Annotated in this window: 20 protein-coding genes; 13 read left to right on the top strand and 7 right to left on the bottom strand. The window is 61.4% G+C overall.

Features of this window, described 5'->3' with window-relative positions; all coding sequences use genetic code 11:
- Window positions 1-206 precede the first annotated feature (206 nt).
- Genes J3P76_RS15480 through J3P76_RS15470 form a run of 3 tightly spaced genes read right to left on the bottom strand, consistent with a single transcriptional unit; the run spans window position 207 to window position 2799 of the window.
- Complete coding sequence (locus J3P76_RS15480; protein WP_434700939.1) at window positions 207-1388, bottom strand: acetyl-CoA C-acetyltransferase; 1182 nt, start codon at window positions 1386-1388, stop codon at window positions 207-209.
- Between the two features lie 11 nt (window positions 1389-1399).
- Window positions 1400-2065, bottom strand: coding sequence for a CoA transferase subunit B (locus J3P76_RS15475; RefSeq protein ID WP_003180355.1), 666 nt, complete (start codon window positions 2063-2065; stop codon window positions 1400-1402).
- 35 nt (window positions 2066-2100) lie between these two features.
- Window positions 2101-2799, bottom strand: a complete 699-nt coding sequence (locus J3P76_RS15470; protein WP_420764538.1) for a CoA transferase subunit A — start codon at window positions 2797-2799, stop codon at window positions 2101-2103.
- 168 nt (window positions 2800-2967) lie between these two features.
- Here J3P76_RS15470 and J3P76_RS15465 point away from each other — a divergent pair, with 168 nt between their 5' ends.
- The gene (locus tag J3P76_RS15465) at window positions 2968-3879 is read left to right on the top strand and encodes a LysR family transcriptional regulator (protein WP_420764537.1); all 912 of its coding nucleotides are present in this window, start codon (window positions 2968-2970) and stop codon (window positions 3877-3879) included.
- On the opposite strand, the gene J3P76_RS15460 is transcribed toward J3P76_RS15465, so the two are convergent.
- Window positions 3859-4686, bottom strand: coding sequence for an NAD-dependent protein deacetylase (locus tag J3P76_RS15460; protein ID WP_420764536.1), 828 nt, complete (start codon window positions 4684-4686; stop codon window positions 3859-3861). The genes J3P76_RS15465 and J3P76_RS15460 overlap by 21 nt on opposite strands.
- A 178-nt stretch (window positions 4687-4864) precedes the next feature.
- Here J3P76_RS15460 and J3P76_RS15455 point away from each other — a divergent pair, with 178 nt between their 5' ends.
- The 11 genes from J3P76_RS15455 (at window position 4865) to J3P76_RS15405 (ending at window position 13837) form a co-directional block, all read left to right on the top strand.
- Entirely contained in the window at window positions 4865-5374 is a 510-nt protein-coding gene (locus J3P76_RS15455) for a ferritin-like domain-containing protein (RefSeq protein WP_434563466.1), read from the top strand.
- 78 nt (window positions 5375-5452) lie between these two features.
- A complete protein-coding gene (locus tag J3P76_RS15450) occupies window positions 5453-5722 on the top strand; it encodes a hypothetical protein (protein ID WP_420764534.1) in 270 nt (89 codons plus the stop codon).
- 24 nt (window positions 5723-5746) lie between these two features.
- A complete protein-coding gene (locus tag J3P76_RS15445; protein WP_420764533.1) occupies window positions 5747-5995 on the top strand; it encodes a metallothionein in 249 nt (82 codons plus the stop codon).
- 511 nt (window positions 5996-6506) lie between these two features.
- Entirely contained in the window at window positions 6507-6884 is a 378-nt protein-coding gene (locus J3P76_RS15440) for a general stress protein (protein ID WP_434702042.1), read from the top strand.
- A 266-nt stretch (window positions 6885-7150) separates the two neighbouring features.
- On the top strand, window positions 7151-8032 hold the full coding sequence (locus tag J3P76_RS15435) for a manganese catalase family protein (protein WP_420764532.1): 882 nt from the start codon (window positions 7151-7153) through the stop codon (window positions 8030-8032).
- 107 nt (window positions 8033-8139) lie between these two features.
- Window positions 8140-9069 carry a ZIP family metal transporter gene (locus tag J3P76_RS15430; RefSeq protein WP_420764531.1) on the top strand — a complete coding sequence of 310 codons (930 nt, stop codon included), beginning with the start codon at window positions 8140-8142 and terminating at the stop codon, window positions 9067-9069.
- A gap of 248 nt (window positions 9070-9317) precedes the next feature.
- A complete protein-coding gene (locus J3P76_RS15425; protein WP_434610786.1) occupies window positions 9318-9971 on the top strand; it encodes a hypothetical protein in 654 nt (217 codons plus the stop codon).
- Window positions 9971-10402, top strand: coding sequence for a phage holin family protein (locus tag J3P76_RS15420; RefSeq protein ID WP_420764529.1), 432 nt, complete (start codon window positions 9971-9973; stop codon window positions 10400-10402). Before J3P76_RS15425 ends, J3P76_RS15420 begins: the two co-directional genes overlap by 1 nt.
- Window positions 10399-11208, top strand: a complete 810-nt coding sequence (locus J3P76_RS15415; protein WP_434610788.1) for a DUF3618 domain-containing protein — start codon at window positions 10399-10401, stop codon at window positions 11206-11208. Before J3P76_RS15420 ends, J3P76_RS15415 begins: the two co-directional genes overlap by 4 nt.
- Before the next feature lie 115 nt (window positions 11209-11323).
- Window positions 11324-12730, top strand: a complete 1407-nt coding sequence (locus J3P76_RS15410; protein WP_434610790.1) for a saccharopine dehydrogenase C-terminal domain-containing protein — start codon at window positions 11324-11326, stop codon at window positions 12728-12730.
- 84 nt (window positions 12731-12814) lie between these two features.
- Window positions 12815-13837, top strand: a complete 1023-nt coding sequence (locus J3P76_RS15405) for a hypothetical protein (RefSeq protein WP_434610792.1) — start codon at window positions 12815-12817, stop codon at window positions 13835-13837.
- 14 nt (window positions 13838-13851) lie between these two features.
- Here the strand turns inward: J3P76_RS15405 and J3P76_RS15400 are convergent, their stop codons facing one another.
- Complete coding sequence (locus tag J3P76_RS15400) at window positions 13852-14046, bottom strand: hypothetical protein (protein ID WP_420764526.1); 195 nt, start codon at window positions 14044-14046, stop codon at window positions 13852-13854.
- A 321-nt stretch (window positions 14047-14367) separates the two neighbouring features.
- On the opposite strand from J3P76_RS15400, the gene glsB reads away from it, so the two are divergent.
- Window positions 14368-15276 (top strand): glutaminase B, encoded by a 909-nt coding sequence (gene glsB / locus J3P76_RS15395; RefSeq protein WP_420764525.1) that lies wholly within the window; start codon window positions 14368-14370, stop codon window positions 15274-15276.
- 186 nt (window positions 15277-15462) lie between these two features.
- Here the strand turns inward: glsB and J3P76_RS15390 are convergent, their stop codons facing one another.
- Window positions 15463-15792: a hypothetical protein gene (locus J3P76_RS15390; protein ID WP_434700937.1), complete on the bottom strand. Its 330-nt coding sequence runs from the start codon at window positions 15790-15792 to the stop codon at window positions 15463-15465.
- A gap of 543 nt (window positions 15793-16335) precedes the next feature.
- The gene (locus tag J3P76_RS15385; RefSeq protein WP_434700936.1) at window positions 16336-18285 is read right to left on the bottom strand and encodes a DNA topoisomerase III; all 1950 of its coding nucleotides are present in this window, start codon (window positions 18283-18285) and stop codon (window positions 16336-16338) included.
- Window positions 18286-18298: the final 13 nt, after the last annotated feature.

The raw sequence follows: 18298 nt of genomic DNA, 5'->3' as shown, positions 1-18298 counted from the left end.
GCGAGCAAGCTCGCTCCCACAATGGATGTGTGGAGAACAGTGCGTATGCAGATACACCAAAGCACCCTTGCTCGCGATGGGGCCAGATTGGACAACCCAAACTCAAGGCATAAAAAAACCGGCGCAACCAAGGTCGCGCCGGTGGTGGTGCCGGTGACTGCGCGAATGTCGTGGGTCCGCGCGGCCACCGTTGTGCCTGTTGTCGGTTACGCCCGTTCCAGCGCGAGGGCAACGCCTTGGCCGCCGCCGATGCAGAGTGTCGCGAGGCCTTTCTTGGCGTCGCGCTTGATCATTTCATGCAGCAGCGTCACCAGCACTCGGCAGCCCGAAGCCCCGATTGGATGGCCCAATGCGATGGCGCCGCCGTTGACGTTGACCTTGTCCATATCCCATTCCAGCTCCTTTGCGACGGCCAAGGACTGGGCGGCGAAGGCTTCGTTGGCCTCGATCAGGTCCAGTTGGTCAAGCGACCAGCCGGCCTTGTCCAGGCAACGGCGAGTGGCCGAGACCGGGCCGATGCCCATGATCGCCGGGTCGACGCCGGCGTTGGCGTAGGCACTGATCTTTGCCAGCACCGGCAAACCCAGCGCCTTGGCTTTTTCTGCGCTCATCAGGATCACGGCGGCGGCGCCATCGTTCAGCGATGAGGCATTGCCCGCCGTGACGCTGCCGTCTTTCTTGAACGCCGGCTTGAGCTTGCCCAGGGATTCGGCGGTGGTGCCGGCGCGCGGTTGTTCGTCGACGGCAAAGGCCACCGGATCGCCCTTGCGCTGGGGAATCAGAATCGGCGTGATCTCATCGGCGAAGCGGCCGCCTTCGATGGCGGCGACGGCTTTCTGCTGGGACGCGGCGGCGAAGGCATCTTGCGCCTCGCGGCTGATGCTGTACTTGTCCACCAGGTTCTCGGCGGTGATGCCCATGTGGTAATCGTTGAACGCGTCCCACAAACCGTCGGTGATCATGCTGTCGATCATTTTCGCGTGGCCCATGCGCAAGCCGGTGCGGGCGGCTGGTAACACATAGGGGGCCAGGCTCATGTTTTCCATGCCGCCAGCGATGATCACGTCGGCATCGCCGCAGCGAATCGCCTGGGCGCCCAGGTGCAGCGCTTTGAGGCCTGAGCCGCAAACCTTGTTCAAGGTCAGCGCCGGCACGGCGTGGGGCAGGCCGGCGAGGATCGACGCCTGGCGCGCCGGGTTCTGTCCGGCGCCTGCGGTCAGCACTTGGCCGAGGATCACTTCATCGACCTGTTCGCCAGCCAGACCGGTCTGTTCCAGCAGCCGACGAATCACTGCGGCACCGAGTTCCGGCGCGGGAATGGAAGCGAGCGAACCCTGGAAACTGCCGATGGCGGTACGGGTAGCGGCGACAATCACGACTTCTTGCATCGAATCTCTCCTCACTGGGCAGCGAACTGCATTTCAGGGACGTGGTCCGGCACGATCAGCTTGCCGGCGGTCTTGGCGACGATTTCCTCGACGCTGACGCCCGGGGCGCGTTCCTTGAGAATAAAGGCGCCGTCCTGGATTTCCAGGTAGGCCAGGTCGGTGAGCACGCGCTTGATGCACCCGGCGCCGGTCAGCGGCAGGCTGCAGCGAGGCAGCAATTTCGACTCACCGTCCTTGGACGCGTGGGTCATGGTGACGATGATGTTCTCGGCGCCGGCCACCAGGTCCATTGCGCCGCCCATGCCCTTGACCAGCTTGCCGGGGATCATCCATGAGGCGATATTGCCTTCGACGTCCACCTCGAACGCGCCGAGCACGGTCAGGTCGATGTGGCCGCCGCGAATCATCGCGAACGATTCGGCGGACGAAAAGATCGACGCGCCGATGCGCGCGGTGACGGTTTGTTTGCCGGCGTTGATCATGTCAGCGTCGACTTCTGCTTCGGTGGGAAACGCGCCCATGCCGAGCAGGCCATTTTCCGATTGCAACATGACTTCCATGCCTTCGGGGATGTAGTTGGCGACCAAGGTCGGGATGCCGATACCGAGGTTTACGTAATAGCCGTCTTGCATTTCGCGGGCGACGCGCTGAGCCATTTGTTCGCGGGAAAGTGCCATGGTGTCATTCCTTCATTCGGGCCGGGGGCAGGGGATCACTTACGCACGGTGCGCTGTTCGATGCGCTTTTCAAACGTGCCGCAGATGACCCGGTCGACGTAGATGCCGGGGGTATGGATCTGTGCCGGGTCCAGCTCGCCGGGCTCGACGATTTCTTCGACTTCCACCACGGTGATCTTGCCCGCCGTGGCGGCCAGGGGATTGAAGTTCTGGGCGGTGTGGCGATAGATCACATTGCCGAAATGGTCGGCTTTCCAACCTTTGACGATGGCGAAGTCGCCAGTGATGGATTCTTCCATCAGGTACTGGCGACCGTGGAACTCGCGTACTTCCTTACCTTCGGCCACGGGGGTGCCGACGCCGGTGGCGGTGAAGAACGCCGGGATGCCTGCGCCGCCCGCACGCATTTTTTCGGCGAGGGTGCCTTGGGGGGTGAGCACGACTTCGATTTCGCCGCTCAGCAATTGCTGTTCGAACAGGGCGTTTTCGCCCACGTAGGAAGCCACCACCTTGCGAATCTGTCGGTCCACCAGCAGGACGCCGAGGCCGAAACCGTCAACGCCGCAGTTGTTGGAAACCACGGTAAGGTCGCGGGTGCCCTTGCGCTTGATCTCGGCGATCAGGTTCTCTGGAATGCCGCATAGACCGAAGCCGCCGGCGATGACGGTCATGCCGTCCTTCAAGCCGTCCAGCGCCTCTTCGTAAGAGCTCACGCGTTTGTCGAAACCTGCCATAGACACCTCTTTTATTCTTGAATGGGGTCGCAATGGAATGCAGTGTTGCGCCAAGTCATATATTTGTTAAGTTGATTTTTACGTTGCATTGATTTATAAAGCTCAATAATAGCTGGCATAAGCTTGCAGCTCGAAACTGACCACTCGCCGCTGGGAGCGTTAGCGACTATGACCCTCAAGCAAATCCGCGCTTTCCTTGCCGTCGCCCAAAGCCTGAGCTTCGCCGTGGCTTGCGAGCGGTTGCACCTCTCTCAATCGGCCCTGAGCCTGACGATCAAGGCGCTGGAAGAGGGCCTCGGTGGCCGTCTGTTCAGTCGCAATACGCGTAACGTCGCGTTGACCCCCGAAGGCGAATCACTGCTGCCACTGGCCCGCCGGCTGGTGGCCGATTGGGATAACGCCGAAGACGAAATGCGCCAGCGTTTCACCTTGCAGCGTGGCCGTGTGACCTTGGCCGCGATGCCATCCTTCGCCGGCAACCTGCTGCCGCCGATCCTCAAGACCTTCCGCGCGCGGTTCCCAAATGTCAACGTCACGGTCAACGACGTGATCAATGAACAGGTGCTGGAAATGGTCCGCGATCGCCACGTGGAGCTGGGGGTGGCGTTCGAGCCGATGCAGGGTTCGTCGCTGGTGTTCACGCCGTTGTACCTGGACCGTTTCGTCGCGGTGGTGCCGCTGGATTCGCCATTGGCCCAGCGCGACGAACTCCAGTGGGAGACTTTATTGGAACAGCCGTTCATCACCTTGCAACGGCCCTCTACCGTGCGGGTGATGCTGGAGGAGCATCTGCAATCCCGAGGCATGAAACTGCCCGTGGAATTCGAGAGCCACCAACTGGCGACGGTCGGGCGGATGGTTGCCAGCGGCCTGGGCGTGAGCGCCGTGCCGGCCCTGTGCGTCGGCCAGATGCACGAGCTGGGCGCCCGCTGCATCACCCTTGGCGAGCCGGTCATAGAACGAGCAATCGGCGTCCTGACCAAGCCGGGCTACGAGCTGTCGGCGGCGGCCCAGGCATTGTTCGATACGTTCAAGGATCAGGACCTGTGGGAGCGAGCTTCAGGTCAGCAGCGGCAATAGCTGCTCACACGGCATTTCAACCTTCAAATCCAGCAACTCATCGGCCCGGGTCTTGCCCCGGTTGATCGCCAGCAGCGGCTTGCCCTGGTCCTTGATTGCCCGGCACAGGCGAAACGCCGAATAGGCCATCAATGACGACCCCACCACCAACAATCCATCCGCTTGTTCAACGGCTTCCATGGCGCGAGCGGCGGTGGGCGCGGCGACGTTTTCACCGAAAAAAACCACATCCGGTTTCAGGCGTTCACCCGCGCAATGGGGGCAACGCGGAACCTGGAAGCGTGCCTCGAACGCCGGGTCCAGCAGCGTGTCGCCATCGGGCGCCTGCACTGCGTCGACACCGGTCAGGTAGGGATTCTCGGTTTCCATCAAGGCCTGGATGTGCTGCCGCTCGCTGCGCTGGCCGCAATCGAGGCACAGCACTCGATGCAAGCTGCCGTGCAGCTCGATGACCTGGCGGCTTCCGGCCCGGTCGTGCAGGGCGTCGACATTCTGTGTGATCAGCGCGCTGATGCGCTCCGCCGCCTGCAACGCTGCAAGGGCCTCGTGGGCCAGGTTCGGGCGCGCTTGGCGCAGGCGTGGCCAGCCCAGCATGGCCCGCGCCCAGTAGCGTCTTCGCGCCTCGGGTTTGGCGAGAAACTCCTGGTACATCATCGGTTGCCGGCCCCGACGAACGCCGTCGCTGTCACGGTAGTCGGGGATGCCGGAAGGGGTGCTGATTCCCGCGCCCGTCAGCACCAGGAAACGGCGCCCGGACAGGTATTCCTGTAGTTGTTCGATGGGTTCACGGTGAAGATCGTCGGGCATTGCTGTGCTCCGCTGGCCTTGAATCGTAGAGGTTAGCATCGGGTCCGCGGTACGCCTTTCGTCGCCCTCCGATGCTGTTTCTTCAAACTTTCCCGGCGCGGCGGACATCCACCCTATGTGCGGTATTTCAGAGCTTTCGCACTGCAGTGCGCCAATGACACTGAATAAGGAGAACGCAATGGCAACCCCTAAAGAGAACCTGCTGGATTGGCTCAACGATGCTCACGCCATGGAACAGCAAGCGGAGAAAATGCTCAAGGCCCAGGCCGAGCGCCTGGAACATTATCCGGTGCTCAAGGCCCGAATCGAACAGCACATCGAAGAGACGCTCGGGCAGCAGAAGTTAGTCGAAGGGTGCATCCAACGCCTGGGCGGCAGCCCCTCGATGCTCAAGGACATGGCCGGCAAGCTGATGGCGTTCGGTCAGGCCATGGGCGGCATGGCGATGAGTGACGAAGTGGTCAAGGGTGCCATGAGTGGCTACGTTTTCGAAAACCTCGAGATTGCTTCCTACACGGTGCTGATCGAAGCGGCGAAAGTGGCCGGCGACGTGGAAACCCAAAGGGCTTGCGAGCAGATCCTGCCCCAGGAAATCGCGATGGCCGATTGGCTGCGCGACCATTTGCCGGAAATCACCCAGGCATTCCTGGAGCGTTCGGCCAACCCGCATACCGAAGCCAAGCGCTGAGGTTGGAGCTTGCATGAAAGGCGCGGCCGGTTGCTCCGGCCACGTCCCAACCTGCCGTCAAAACGATAGAGGACAGGTATGAAGCAGACCACCGGAGAGGTAAGAGCCATCAATCGACAAAGCGCCAGGGTCGGCGTCTACGTGGCGCAAGAGGATGGCCACACGGTGCTCGAACTGGGCCCCGCCAACGACGTTGACATCGGCGACATCATTGAATGGGACAGCGGCACGGCCGTGGGCACCCAGACTTATCGCAACCTGACCAAAGGTTGGGTTGATGAAGTGTATGTCGCCAAGCATGGCGTTGCGGCAGCGAACCTTGAGGTGCAGTTGCTGGTGGGATCCTGATAGCGCGAATGCAGGAGGAGGAGCATGAGTGAATTGAAATGTGGCTGCCCCGGCTGTCACTGCGACGTCGATCCCGAGCGGGTGTTCAATCACGACGGCGAGGCTTATTGCAGCCAGGCCTGCGCGGAACAACACCCCAACGGCGAGCCGTGCCCGGCGCAGGATTGCCATTGCGAACGCAGTGGCAAAGTTGGCGAACGGGACATTACCAACGATCAACTGGATGAAGCGCTGGAAGAGACGTTCCCGGCCAGCGACCCGATCTCGCCCTGAATAACGCTTTATCCGGGTATCGGCGACAGGGTACCCGGACACCGCAAGCCGGTCAGTGCGGTGGTGCAAGACAACACCGGCAGCCCGCGAGTTTTGGCTTCCTGGAACGGCGCGAGGCCAGGGTGACGAGACCGGTGCAATGGGGTGCCGGCGCCACTCGGCCCTTGGCGGACAGCGTGGAAAGACACGCACTGTATTTAGATGTTCAGCGTAAAGCCATTGTGAGAGCGAACCTGTTCGCGAAGCAGTTCAAAGTTCGATATTCATATCGACCGGGACATCGCATTTGCGAGCAGGTGGCTCCCATAAAGTTGAGCATCTTGATGGCGTTAATTGATCGCCGCTTGGGTGATAGCGAATTTCAATTCATTCCAAGCGCAGCGGTATATAAATTAAGCATTGACCGTTCGTCGCCGTTTGAAGCACTTTCTTCAAACCTTGGATGCGGCATGTTTTCCGAATAAGTACGAGCCAACGGGGTTCGCAAATAGCAACTAACGAGGTGAATGAAATGGCAAATACAGGTAATAACAACCCTGGCAATTTCGCTAACGATCATGAAAAGGCATCGGAAGCCGGCAAGAAAGGCGGCCAAGCATCGGGTGGCAACTTCGCCAACGATCCGGAACGCGCAGCCGAGGCCGGTCGTAAGGGTGGCCACATGTCGGGTGGCAATTTTGCCAACGATCCGGAACGTGCCGCAGAGGCGGGCCGCAAAGGTGGACAAGCCTCGGGTGGCAATTTTGCCAATGACCCTGAACGGGCATCGGAAGCCGGCAAGAAAGGTGGCCAGGCGTCTGGTGGCAACTTTGCAAATGATCGGGAAAAAGCCTCCGAAGCTGGCAAGAAAGGCGGTGAAAACAGCCACGGTGGCGGTCGTAAATCGTAATGCCCCGTGGTCTACGGGCCTCATGTCGCTGGCATGAGGCCTGTACCAGCCGCTTATTAAAGTGTGTTTACAGTCGGGCATGTCATGCCCGGCTTCGCTTAATTATTCATTATTCAAGGCGGGTTGGTTTTTGTATAACCACAGTGACCGTTCGTCTTATGTCGTGAATAAAAAATAAATTTTATCTGTTTAACTTCTTCTGACTTTCATGGGCCTGTCGTCGGCAGGGTTTCCCATGAACTGTGTCCTGACCGAGGAGTTCAATCATGTTCATTCATAACAAACGATTGCAATATACCGTGCGCGTCGCCGAGCCCAATCCAGGACTCGCTAACCTGTTGCTCGAACAGTTTGGTGGCGCCCAAGGCGAACTGGCCGCAGCGTCCCGTTATTTCACCCAGGCCCTGTCCGAAGATGATCCAGGCCGCAAGGACCTGCTGATGGACATCGCCACCGAGGAGCTCAGCCACCTGGAGGTGATCGGCTCGATCATCGTGATGTTGAACAAGGGCGCCAAGGGCAAGATGGCCGAAGGTGTCGAACAAGAGGGCCAGCTGTATCGCGAGATCAACGGCGCCGGCAACGATTCCCACATCACCAGCGTGCTGTATGGCGCAGGCTCGCCGCTGACCAACTCGGCCGGTGTGCCTTGGACCGCGGCCTACATCGACACCATCGGTGAGCCCACGGCGGACATGCGTTCGAACATCGCCGCCGAAGCCCGGGCGAAAATCGTTTATGAGCGGCTGATGAATGTCACTGATGACCCGGGTGTAAAAGAAGCCCTGGGCTTCTTGATGACCCGTGAAATCGCCCACCAGCTGTCCTTCGAAAAAGCCCTCCATTCCATCCAGCCCAACTTCCCACAAGGGAAATTGCCTGGCATGCCGGAGTTCACCAATGTGTACTTCAATATGTCCCAGGGCGAACCCTCGGTGCGCGGTCCTTGGAATCAGGGCGACGATTGGGAATTCGTCGAGAACCCAACTCCAGCGGTCGATGGCGGAGATGGCATGGCCACTGTGCAGTTGAGTGAGAAAGACGAAGCTCTGCTGATGGACATGAAGGCGCGGACGATGTCCAACCCTGAAAGCGATCCTACGACAGGCGCCGACTTGGGTTCGGGGATGCAAGGTGACAAACTGTAATAAACCGGCGAGGGGGCTTGGGCCCTCTCGCCTGAACATATCGCCCGCCCGTCCCGCCATCATGGGGGACGGGCGGGCTTCGCGCGGCTAATCGACAAGGACATTAGATGGACCAGCCCACCTCCCGGATTCGATCGCCCTGGCGTACCTGGCTTGATCCTGTGCAAAACAATCTGCTGCTGGGGGTGACCTTCTGGCTTGGATTGGCGCTGGTCGCGGTGCTGTTGCTGTATAGCGGCTATAACGCGCTGGTGGGGGCCGACCGCCAGAACCTGGGCTATGCGGCGCTGGGCGGAACCTCCGGCTTCGCCGCCACCGCCCTGGGGGCGCTGATGGCGGTGGTGCTGCGCGATATTTCATCGCGCACCCAGGACATCATGTTGGGTTTCGCGGCCGGCATGATGCTCGCGGCGAGCTCCTTTTCGTTGATCCTGCCCGGCATTGAAGCGGCGCAAATCATATGTGGCAACCAATTGCTTGCCGCCCTTGTGGTCGTGATCGGCCTTGGGCTGGGGGTTTTGCTGATGGTCGGCCTTGACCGTTTCGTCCCCCATGAGCATGAGTTGAGTGGCCGGCGTGGCCCCGAGGCCAAGCGCATCAACCGGGTCTGGTTGTTTGTCCTGGCGATCACCTTGCACAACTTGCCTGAGGGCATGGCCATAGGCGTGAGCTTCGCCAACGGCGACCTCAAGGTCGGCTTGCCCTTGACCACCGCCATTGCGATCCAGGACATTCCCGAAGGCCTCGCCATCGCCATGGCGCTGCGGGTGACCGGGATCAGCACGTTGCGCGCCGCACTGATTGCGGTCGGCTCAGGGTTGATGGAGCCGCTGGGCGCGGTGATCGGCCTGGGCATGTCTTCTGGCGTGGCCGTGGCTTACCCCATAAGCCTGGGGCTAGCGGCGGGTGCGATGATCTTTGTGGTGTCCCATGAAGTGATTCCCGAAACCCACCGCAACGGCCACGAAACGCCAGCGACCCTCGGGCTGATGATGGGGTTCGCGGTCATGATGTTTCTGGATACCGCGCTGGGTTGAGGCTGGATAGGAGCGTCGGTTGGTCTGTTGGACCAGGGTTGGATCGGGCATTGGTGTACGCACCAATGCCCTTTTTTTTTAACGAAACCCAACCCAACGGCGTCGGCGACCACACGGCGTGCAACCCTCAAACTCGTTGGAACTCGGCTCCCATGCGTCCCGTCACTTGTTCTGAGAGGCACTGATCCAGGCATCTGCCTAGGCAGTGCCTGATGTTGAGTTTTTCATCACGGAGGCGATGGACAGACATGACTATCCCGGACAACAACCCCGAGCGACAAAGCGGCACCGCAAGCCAGGGGCGAGCTGAAGAGCCCCTGAACCACATCAAGGATGACGTGAACGAAGCCATCGGCAGCGCCCGAGAGCAGGCCGATGCGCATTTTGGCCAGTACCGCGATACCGCGGCGGACCAGATCGATGCATTGGCGCGTAGCGCCAAGTCGGCCATGTCGGAACTCGAAGCCAACGACACGCTGGGCTTGTCGCATTACCTGGCGGACATGGCCGATAACATGAGCGGCCTGGCCAGCAAACTGCGCAACAAGAGCGCCGAGCAGCTGCTGCACGATGGCTCGCGGCTGGCGCGAGAGAACCCCGGCCTGTTCCTCGCTGGCAGTATTGCCGTGGGTTTCGGACTGTCGCGGTTCCTCAAGGCCGGCACCTCGCCGGTCGCCACCGAAGTCGACAACCCTGCCGCCGAACAGGCGGAGCCACCGACCGGAGGGTCCGGCACTCAGCCTTTCGACCCGATACCTGATCCTATCGGTCCGGGTGCCGCGACAAGCAGCAGCGGCCTTGCCACCGGCGTTACCCCGACTTCACCCAGCGTGCAGGACCATCCCAGTGATTCAGCCACCGGCTCGCTGCCGGGCTCGGCCAATACCAGAGGAGAATTGTGATGAATCGACCAGACCCGGATATCCAGCGTCCCGCAGGTGCCCCGGCGCCCGAAAGCGATGCCTCGGTCATGGGCCTGCTCCGGCAGTTGACCCACGAGGTGCCCTCACTGTTCACCAAGGAACTGGCCCTGGCCAAGGCGGAATTCCAGGCCAGCCTCAACACCTTGAAAGCCGGTATCGCCGGTGTGGCGGGCGGCGCAATGGTGCTGATGGCCGGCTTCATCATCTTGCTGATGGCCGTGGTGTATGGCCTGAGCACGATGATGGCGCCCTGGTTGGCCGCGCTGATCGTTGGCGTCGTGGTGATGATCATCGGTTTCGTCATGGTGCAGTCCGGCAAGAAGCAATTCGAACCGTCCCATTTCAAGCCTGACCGAACGCTCGACGCCTTGAACAAAGACCAGGAAGCCCTGCGGAGGAAAGCCTCATGAAGGATGAATTCAAAACAGAATCGGAAAAGAGCCCGGAGGCCATCGAGCGCGAGATCGACGAGCAGCGTGCCCATATCAGCCATATCGTCGATGCCCTGGGCAGCAAATTAACCCCGGGCCAGATGCTCGACCAAGCCTTGGGCCTGGTGAAGGGCAACGGCGCGGAGTTCTTCGGCAACCTGGGCACCACAGTACGCAACAACCCCGTGCCGACGGTACTGACCACGGTTGGATTGTGCTGGCTGATGCTCGGCCAGAACCACCCGCCTCGGGTTGGCTATCGCGTCGGACCCGACCAGGACACCGGCGGCTGGACCGAGGGGCTCGCCAGTGGCGTGGGCAGTGCCCGGAACCATCTGCACGACACCACCGACTCCTTGCGTGAGGGTTTCCACCATCTCAAGGACAAGGCCTCGCATCTGGCCGAAGGTTTGGGCTCCGGTGCCCGTCAAGCCCGGCGCAGCGCCCATGAAACGGGTGAGCGCATGACCCAGGGCTCCCACGACCTGGGCGATCAGTTCAGCCGCTTGCTCAAGGAGCAGCCGTTGATGATGGCGGCGGCGGGTATAGCCTTGGGCGCGATGTTGGGAGCGGCCTTGCCCAGTACCACCACCGAACAGCGAGTGATGGGCAAGACCAGTGCCGACCTGGCCGACAAAGCCAAGCAAAAGGCGCGCGAGGGGTATGAAACGGTGCGTGACACGGTAAGCAAGACCACCGAGCATCGTGATGAACCCGGCGTCGAGCCGGCCAACGGACGGGTGCATTCAGGCGCGGACCTGTCCGGTGGACTGGGGACTTCATAGGCGAACACAGGGCGCGGCGCGGGTCGAGCCGCGCCGCACCTGTCAACATTGACAGTAGCTTCGGTCGACGTTCGGTTATTTCATGGGAAATACATCGTCTTCAAGGAAGCAGCACATGAAACATCAGGTTCCGTTCACCGGCCATCTGGTCTTCATCGGCTTCGGCTCCATCGCCCGGGCCACCTTGCCCTTGCTGCTGGGGCAGGAGCACATCGAGGTCCGGCAGATCACTGTTATCGCACCGGTCATCGAGCAGAACATCTGGTTCAAGGAGCGGGGCATCCATTTCGTCCGCGAAGCACTGACCGAGCCGGATTTCGCGCAAATCCTGGATCGCTTCGTCGAGCCGGGTGACTTCATCGTCAACCTGTCGGTAGAAGTCAGCTCCCTGGCAGTCATTGCGTATGCCTTCGACAAAGGTGCTTTTTACCTGGACACCTGCGTCGAGCCATGGGCGGGGGGCTACACCGATCCGCAGTTGGACCACGCGTTGCGCACCAATTACGCGTTGCGCTATCAAGCCCTGAATTTGCGCAAAAAACTGGGCAGGGGCCCGACGGCGATCATTGCCCACGGGGCCAACCCAGGCTTGATTACCCACCTGCTCAAGGCCGGCCTGGTGGAATTGGCCATGCAGCTGAACCATCCGCTGCCCGAGGATCGCCATGGCGTCGATTGGGCCCGGTTATGCATGGAAATGGGCATCAAGGTCATTCATTTCGCCGAACGCGATACGCAACGGTCCCAGCGTCTCAAGGAAGACGATGAGTTCGTCAACACCTGGTCGGTCCACGGCTTTATCAGTGAGGGCACCCAGCCAGCGGAGCTGGGTTGGGGCAGCCATGAGCGTGTCTGGCCGCCATCCGCGCGGCGGCACCGTTTCGGCAGTCGGAACGCGATCTATCTGGAGCGACCGAGCGCCAGCGTGCTGGTAAAGACCTGGACGCCCCTGGGCGGCCCATGCCTGGGGATGCTGATCACCCACCATGAGACCGCTTCGACAGCCGACCTGCTGACCTTGAAGGATCAGCGCAAGTTGCTTTATCGACCCACCCTTCATTACGCCTACCATCCTTGCAACGATGCCTTGCTGTCGGTCCACGAACTGATCGGCCGAGGCTGGCAGGCACAAACCCGGCAGCGCATCCTCAACGGTGAAATCGACAGCGGCGGCATAGACGCCTTGGGCGTTTTGTTCATGGGACATGAGCTTAACGCCTACTGGTTCGGCTCGCTGTTGAGTATCGACGAAGCCCGCGCGCTGGTGCCGTTCAACAACGCCACCAGCCTGCAAGTAGCGGCGGGTGTGCTGTCGGGGGTTGTCTGGGCGGTCGAGCATCCGGACCGAGGCATCGTCGAGCCCGAACAGATGGATCACGAGCGCGTGCTGGAAATCGCCAGGCCTTACCTAGGCACACTGGCCGGGCAGCGCACTGACTGGACACCGAGTGGCGCCAGCCCCAATCCATCAACGGACGACCCGGCGCAGGACTGGCAGTTCGCGTATTTCACTCGGTTCTAACTGCTGCGACCCTCTCCACGGAAACCGACCCGGTTCCAACGCCTATACTCAAATCCCTGGAACTCTTGGTGCCCGGGTGGCGCAATGGTGCTGCGTTCGCTGATGCTGGTCGTGATGCTCGTTCTGGCGGGGTGCGCCACGTCTCAGCGCGGCCAGCCGGTGGCCACGGTCGCGATTGCCCAGGACACGTGGCGACAGGTTGACCGACAAATCATCGTCGCGTCGAAAAGCGCCCTTGAACAGGCTCAGCTGTATGCGCGTGGCTCAATGGAGCATTGGCGGGTGCTGGTCTACGAGCGCACGGAGGCCGAGTTCATCCCCTGGTTCAGCAGTTACTGGACCCAGGAATGGCTGGCCCTGAAAGTCAGCTGGTATTCGGCCAGCGCCGAGGGCGAGGCGGATTCGGCGGCCAAGCGGCTGTCGGTGTACTTGCAGGCACAATATCGCGAGCAGGTGTTGGAACCCGTGGCGGTGGAAATCGATCCCGAGGCAATCAGGGCCAATGCGACGGGTTATTACTTGCGCCTGCTCAATCAGCAGATCCAGGTGATCGCCCAGCGACATCGCATCCCACCCGAAGTGATGAACCGGCGTCTGCACAGCATCACGGCCATCAACCTGGGCCCGCCAGCGGCACGCAATGCGTCGTTGTACGAAATGGTCCACACCGAACCGCTCAATACACTGCCGGCCTACGCGGCGTTGATCGATCATGTCGACAAGGCGGCAGACACCGGTTCAGGTCCGTCGGACGCGGTGATCGCCACGGTGGCGCAACGCACCAGCGAAAAGATCGAAGCCCAATTCGCCACCCGAGGGGCGGCCGGTGCGGCGGCGGCCGTGGCCGGAAAGGCAGCCGGGGCGCTGATTTCAGTGGGCGTGGCGGGCATCCGAGCGATGATCCACGAGGGCGAACGGGAAGAAATGGAAGGGCACATCCGCAAGAGCCTGAGCGCCGCGTTCGACGAAGCCTGGTTCAAATCTCTCAAGCATCCCCTCAGTGGGGTGATGGCTGCGGTGTATTACCTGGCCGGGGAAATCGATGGCAACCTGGTGGAAGCGGACCTTGCCGATCGGCCGGTGCAACTGCGCGCCATTGCTCCATGACCGATGTCTGTTCCCTAGTCAGACCCCAGCGTGACGCGACAGCCCTTGCGATGGCGGATCTGTTCGTCCGTGGGACGCTCCTTGATAAATTCGAAGCGCGGCTCGCCTTCGCTGTAGATCACCAGCCAGCCCCATTCCAGTTCGTTTTCATCCTGCCCAGGCTGGGGCGGCGCGGCCCACCAGGGTTCTTTTTGCATGATCTGGCGCATCGTTTACCTCCTGCCGGTTGATCCTTGACTATAGACCGTTGGATCTTGCGACTAGCGCCCCCGCAACTTTTAGAAAGTCATGGCCGGACGCTGTTTTTGTGGCGAGGAAGCTTGCCCCCGCTGGGCCGCGCAGCGGCCCCTCATTCCATCGCTCGGTCTGTCCGGTTGCGGCGACCAGCAATGGGGCTGTAGCACAGACCAGCGGGAGTAAGCTCCCTCGCCACGTTTTTTGGACCGAGCCAGTGTGCTCTGAACCTCCCCGTCGGCGTCTAGCGTCTGTATCCCCGCACTCGAATGGGGAATGATTGGACCCCTGCGCACATGCAAGCACTGTTGAACGAGATCCTCGATACGGTTCGTCCCCTGATCGGCCAGGGCAAGGTGGCCGACTACATCCCCGCCCTCGGCACCGTGGCGGCCAACCAGTTGGGCATTGCCGTGTACAGCAATGATGGCGAGATATATTGCGCGGGCGACGCCGAGACAGCGTTCTCGGTGCAGAGTATCTCCAAGGTATTCAGCCTGGTTCAGGCCATCGAGCATTCCGGGGAGGCCATCTGGGAACGCTTGGGCCATGAGCCCTCCGGCCAGCCCTTCAACTCCTTGGTGCAACTGGAGTTCGAACGCGGCCGTCCGCGCAACCCGTTCATCAACGCCGGCGCGTTGGTAATCTGTGACATCAACCAGTCACGCTTCGCCGCTCCGGCGCTGTCGATGCGTGATTTTGTACGGAGGCTGTCGGGTAACCCCCAGATATTGGTCGACGGCAAGGTCGCCGAGTCGGAGTACCAGCACCGTGCCCGCAACGCGGCGATGGCCTACCTGATGCAATCGTTCGGCAACTTCCATAACGACGTGGAAGCGGTGCTGCGCAGTTATTTCAGCCACTGCGCGCTGCGAATGAACTGCATCGACCTGGCCCGGGCGTTCTGCTTCCTGGCCAACGACGGTTTCTGCAAGCACAGCGGCGAGCAGATTCTCAGCGCTCGCCAGACCCAGCAAGTCAATTCCATCATGGCCACCAGCGGCCTGTACGACGAGGCGGGCAATTTCGCCTACCGTGTCGGCCTGCCGGGCAAGAGCGGCGTCGGCGGCGGGATCGTCGCGGTGGTGCCAGGACAGTTCACCGTGTGCGTCTGGTCGCCGGAGCTCAACGCGGCCGGCAACTCGCTGGCCGGCATGGCGGCGCTGGAATTGCTTAGCCAAAGGATTGGCTGGTCGGTGTTCTAAGGCTCTGTACGAAATGTATCCGCACTTGAAGCGGGGCTCGGAATGCTCATGTACTCCAGTACACTGCGCTTCCTCGCCCCGTTTCGCCTTGTCTGGCCTTCGCGCGAACACATTTCATACAGACCCTCGGGGCCAAAAAAAGGGCCCGCTCCTGAGTCAGGAGCGGGCCCTTTTTTATGTGTGATATCAGCAGAGGCGGTCGACGACCCGGACCTCGGCAGTGTCCTGCACCGATTGCCAGGTTTGGGTCAGCGTTTGCAGCACGCGGCCCATGAAGTCCTTGTCGGCTGCGGCCTTCTTGCCCACGTAGCCTTGGCCACGGCGGTACATCTTCAGCCGCGCACACAAGTCTGCCTGGCTCTTCTCGAATTCGTCTTCCTGGGTGAAAGGCGAGAGGCAGTCCATATGGACCTGGCCGGTCCTGCTGATCCACAGGATATGGCTGTCCAGGCTGTCCTTGTGTGCTGCGAACATGCGAGCCAGTTCATCAATAGATGGTTGATTATTCAGATTCATGTGTAAGCCCCTTGACCATTTGGTTGATCTGTCTGGTGGTTCGCAAAACTTCGCTGTTCGGTAAGTGCCTGCCTGATACCGAAATCAGGCCGTCAGCATTCGTCCGCCGGACTTCTGCGGGGTCGTGCATCGGTTGTGTAGTGTTAATCGAAGGGCTGCTACGCAAATGCGCTACAACGAAGAGAAACAGCGAAGAATCTTCAGGCCAGTGTCGACTTTCGAGGGTCGAGCCCATGCGTCATGAGGATTGATTCGCCAGCGTTTCTCGTCCTTGTCACCGGACGGTCATGCCAGGTCAGCACCTTCAATCTGCCTTGTGGGCAGTGCCTTATCCAAAAAAACAGCTCGGCGGTCAGACGAGCTTGCTCAAACATTTGCCTGTACTCCCGATCGGGGAGACGTCTGCATCATGCAAGGGCAAATCGGAGGCGTCAACGGTTTTGTAGTGATTATTTTTTGTCACTACATATTGTCGGACAAAATGGTTTGGGTATGAAAAAAGGCCGCGAGTCATTACCTGTGGCAAGGGATCTCATCTGACAGTCAGGTGGCCTTGGCCTTGGCCTTGGTTTTGCGCGGCGCGCCCCCAGCCTTGCGCTTGGCCGGCTTGCGCTTGTTCTTCCACGGCGTGGCGCCTCGCCCGGCGGGGCTGGCCGGGCCGCTGATGCTCAAGCTCATCCCCTGGCAGCGGGCGACGTGCTTGCTCATCCAGGCGGCCTGCCGGGTGACGAATTCCTCCAGGCTCATCTCGCCGCTTTGCACCATGTCCAGCGCCTGTTCCCAGATGGCGGTGGTGCCGGGGTCGGCGATCGCCCGAGGCACGGCGTCGATCAGGCTGAAGGCGGCTGGGGTAGCCGACAAGGCCTTGCCGTTTTTCACCAGGTAACCACGGTCGAGCAGGCCCTGGATGATCGATGCACGGGTCGCCTCGGTGCCGATGCCGGTGGTGTCCTTGAGCTTCTGTTTGAGCAGCGGATCCTCCACCAGCTTGGCGACGTTTTTCATCGCCTTGATCAGGTCGCCTTCGGTGAAGGGCTTGGGCGGTTGGGTCCACAAATCCTTTGGTGTCACCGCGTCGACGTTGCAATCGCGGCCCTCGGCCAGTGGCGGCAAGGTTTGCGGCGTGGGGGCTTCGCGACCTCGTGCGGGCGCCAATGCTTCGGGCAGGGCGCGTTTCCAGCCGAGTTCGACGATCTGCTTGCCCACCGCGCGCAGGTCTTGCCCAGCGCAATCGAAGTCGGCCTGGGTCCGGTCGTATTCATGATTGGGCAGGAATTGCGCCAGGTAACGTGCGCGAATGAGCGTATAGACGGCCCGTTGCTTTGCGGCAAGCTTGTCGAGGTTCTTCGCCGCTGCCGTGGGAATGATTCCGTGGTGTGCGCTGACCTTGGCGTCGTTCCAGGCCCGGGACTTGCGCTGCGGCTGCAGGTGATCGTGCAGCGGGGCAAGGGCCGGGTCGGCCTGGGCGAGGGCGGCCAGGATCGCGGGTGCTTCGCTGTGCTGGCTCAAGGGCAGGAAACCGCAATCGCTGCGGGGATAGGTGATGAGCTTGTAGGTCTCGTAGAGCGATTGGGCGATGTCCAGGGTTTCCTGGGCGCCGAGTCCAAGTTTCTTCGAGCAGACTTCCTGCAAGGTGCCGAGGTCGAACGGCAGCGGCGGGGCCTCGCGCAGGCGTTCGGTGCGAACCTTGGTCACCCGCGCGGTCGCGGCGTTGCCCATGGCCTGGGCAGCATTGCGCGCCAGGGCCTGGTTCAGGCAGCGCTCCTGATCGTCGCAGGCATCCGGGTCGGCGCGCCACTGGGCGGCAAACGCCGTACCGGCATGGCTCAGTTGCACGTCGATGGCCCAGTAGGCGACCGGTACGAAGTTGGCGATGCTGCGGTCGCGATCCACCACCAGTCGCAGGGTCGGTGTCTGCACGCGGCCCACCGGCAGGACGCCTTGATAACCGGACTGGCGCCCCAGCAGCGTGAACAGGCGGCTCATGTTCATGCCGATCAGCCAGTCGGCCCGGGAGCGACCCAGTGCCGAGTGATACAGGTTGAAGGTTTCCGCTCCCGGCCTGAGGGCGGCGAGGGCCTTGCGGATCGAGGCTTCGTCCAGGGCCGATAGCCAGAGGCGCTGGATAGGTCCGCGATAGCGGCAATGCTCCACCAGCTCCCGAGCGATCATTTCGCCCTCGCGGTCGGCATCGGTGGCGATGACCAGTTCCTTTGCTTCACCCAACAGGCGCTTGACCGCTTTGTACTGGCTGGCGGTTTTCGGCTTGACGGTCATCTTCCATTGCGCCGGCACGATGGGCAGGTCGGCCAGCACCCAGCGCTTGTAGCGGGCATCGTAGGCGTCGGGCGGCGCGGTCTCCAATAGATGGCCGATGCACCAGGTCACCGTGACGTTCGCGCCCAGCCAGCAGCCATCGCCGCGCCGGGTGGCGCCCAGTACCGCGGCGATGTCCTTGGCCTGGGACGGTTTTTCACACAGGTACAGCCGCATCGCGCCTCTTCCT

Origin of the sequence: Pseudomonas sp. D1-36, assembly GCF_051132205.1 — a bacterium.
Taxonomy (GTDB): Bacteria; Pseudomonadota; Gammaproteobacteria; order Pseudomonadales; family Pseudomonadaceae; genus Aquipseudomonas.
Note: the sequence above shows the minus strand (reverse complement) of the source record. Positions and strands in the feature narration are given on the sequence as shown.

Excerpts from the sequence above, each read along its gene's own strand:
- J3P76_RS15480 (WP_434700939.1), bottom strand. The coding sequence starts at position 1,388 with ATGCAAGAAGTCGTGATTGTCGCCGCTACCCGTACCGCCATCGGCAGT.
- J3P76_RS15475 (WP_003180355.1), bottom strand. The coding sequence starts at position 2,065 with ATGGCACTTTCCCGCGAACAAATGGCTCAGCGCGTCGCCCGCGAAATG.
- J3P76_RS15470 (WP_420764538.1), bottom strand. The coding sequence starts at position 2,799 with ATGGCAGGTTTCGACAAACGCGTGAGCTCTTACGAAGAGGCGCTGGAC.
- J3P76_RS15465 (WP_420764537.1), top strand. The coding sequence starts at position 2,968 with ATGACCCTCAAGCAAATCCGCGCTTTCCTTGCCGTCGCCCAAAGCCTG.
- J3P76_RS15460 (WP_420764536.1), bottom strand. The coding sequence starts at position 4,686 with ATGCCCGACGATCTTCACCGTGAACCCATCGAACAACTACAGGAATAC.
- J3P76_RS15455 (WP_434563466.1), top strand. The coding sequence starts at position 4,865 with ATGGCAACCCCTAAAGAGAACCTGCTGGATTGGCTCAACGATGCTCAC.
- J3P76_RS15450 (WP_420764534.1), top strand. The coding sequence starts at position 5,453 with ATGAAGCAGACCACCGGAGAGGTAAGAGCCATCAATCGACAAAGCGCC.
- J3P76_RS15445 (WP_420764533.1), top strand. The coding sequence starts at position 5,747 with ATGAGTGAATTGAAATGTGGCTGCCCCGGCTGTCACTGCGACGTCGAT.
- J3P76_RS15440 (WP_434702042.1), top strand. The coding sequence starts at position 6,507 with ATGGCAAATACAGGTAATAACAACCCTGGCAATTTCGCTAACGATCAT.
- J3P76_RS15435 (WP_420764532.1), top strand. The coding sequence starts at position 7,151 with ATGTTCATTCATAACAAACGATTGCAATATACCGTGCGCGTCGCCGAG.
- J3P76_RS15430 (WP_420764531.1), top strand. The coding sequence starts at position 8,140 with ATGGACCAGCCCACCTCCCGGATTCGATCGCCCTGGCGTACCTGGCTT.
- J3P76_RS15425 (WP_434610786.1), top strand. The coding sequence starts at position 9,318 with ATGACTATCCCGGACAACAACCCCGAGCGACAAAGCGGCACCGCAAGC.
- J3P76_RS15420 (WP_420764529.1), top strand. The coding sequence starts at position 9,971 with ATGAATCGACCAGACCCGGATATCCAGCGTCCCGCAGGTGCCCCGGCG.
- J3P76_RS15415 (WP_434610788.1), top strand. The coding sequence starts at position 10,399 with ATGAAGGATGAATTCAAAACAGAATCGGAAAAGAGCCCGGAGGCCATC.
- J3P76_RS15410 (WP_434610790.1), top strand. The coding sequence starts at position 11,324 with ATGAAACATCAGGTTCCGTTCACCGGCCATCTGGTCTTCATCGGCTTC.
- J3P76_RS15405 (WP_434610792.1), top strand. The coding sequence starts at position 12,815 with ATGGTGCTGCGTTCGCTGATGCTGGTCGTGATGCTCGTTCTGGCGGGG.
- J3P76_RS15400 (WP_420764526.1), bottom strand. The coding sequence starts at position 14,046 with ATGCGCCAGATCATGCAAAAAGAACCCTGGTGGGCCGCGCCGCCCCAG.
- glsB (WP_420764525.1), top strand. The coding sequence starts at position 14,368 with ATGCAAGCACTGTTGAACGAGATCCTCGATACGGTTCGTCCCCTGATC.
- J3P76_RS15390 (WP_434700937.1), bottom strand. The coding sequence starts at position 15,792 with ATGAATCTGAATAATCAACCATCTATTGATGAACTGGCTCGCATGTTC.
- J3P76_RS15385 (WP_434700936.1), bottom strand. The coding sequence starts at position 18,285 with ATGCGGCTGTACCTGTGTGAAAAACCGTCCCAGGCCAAGGACATCGCC.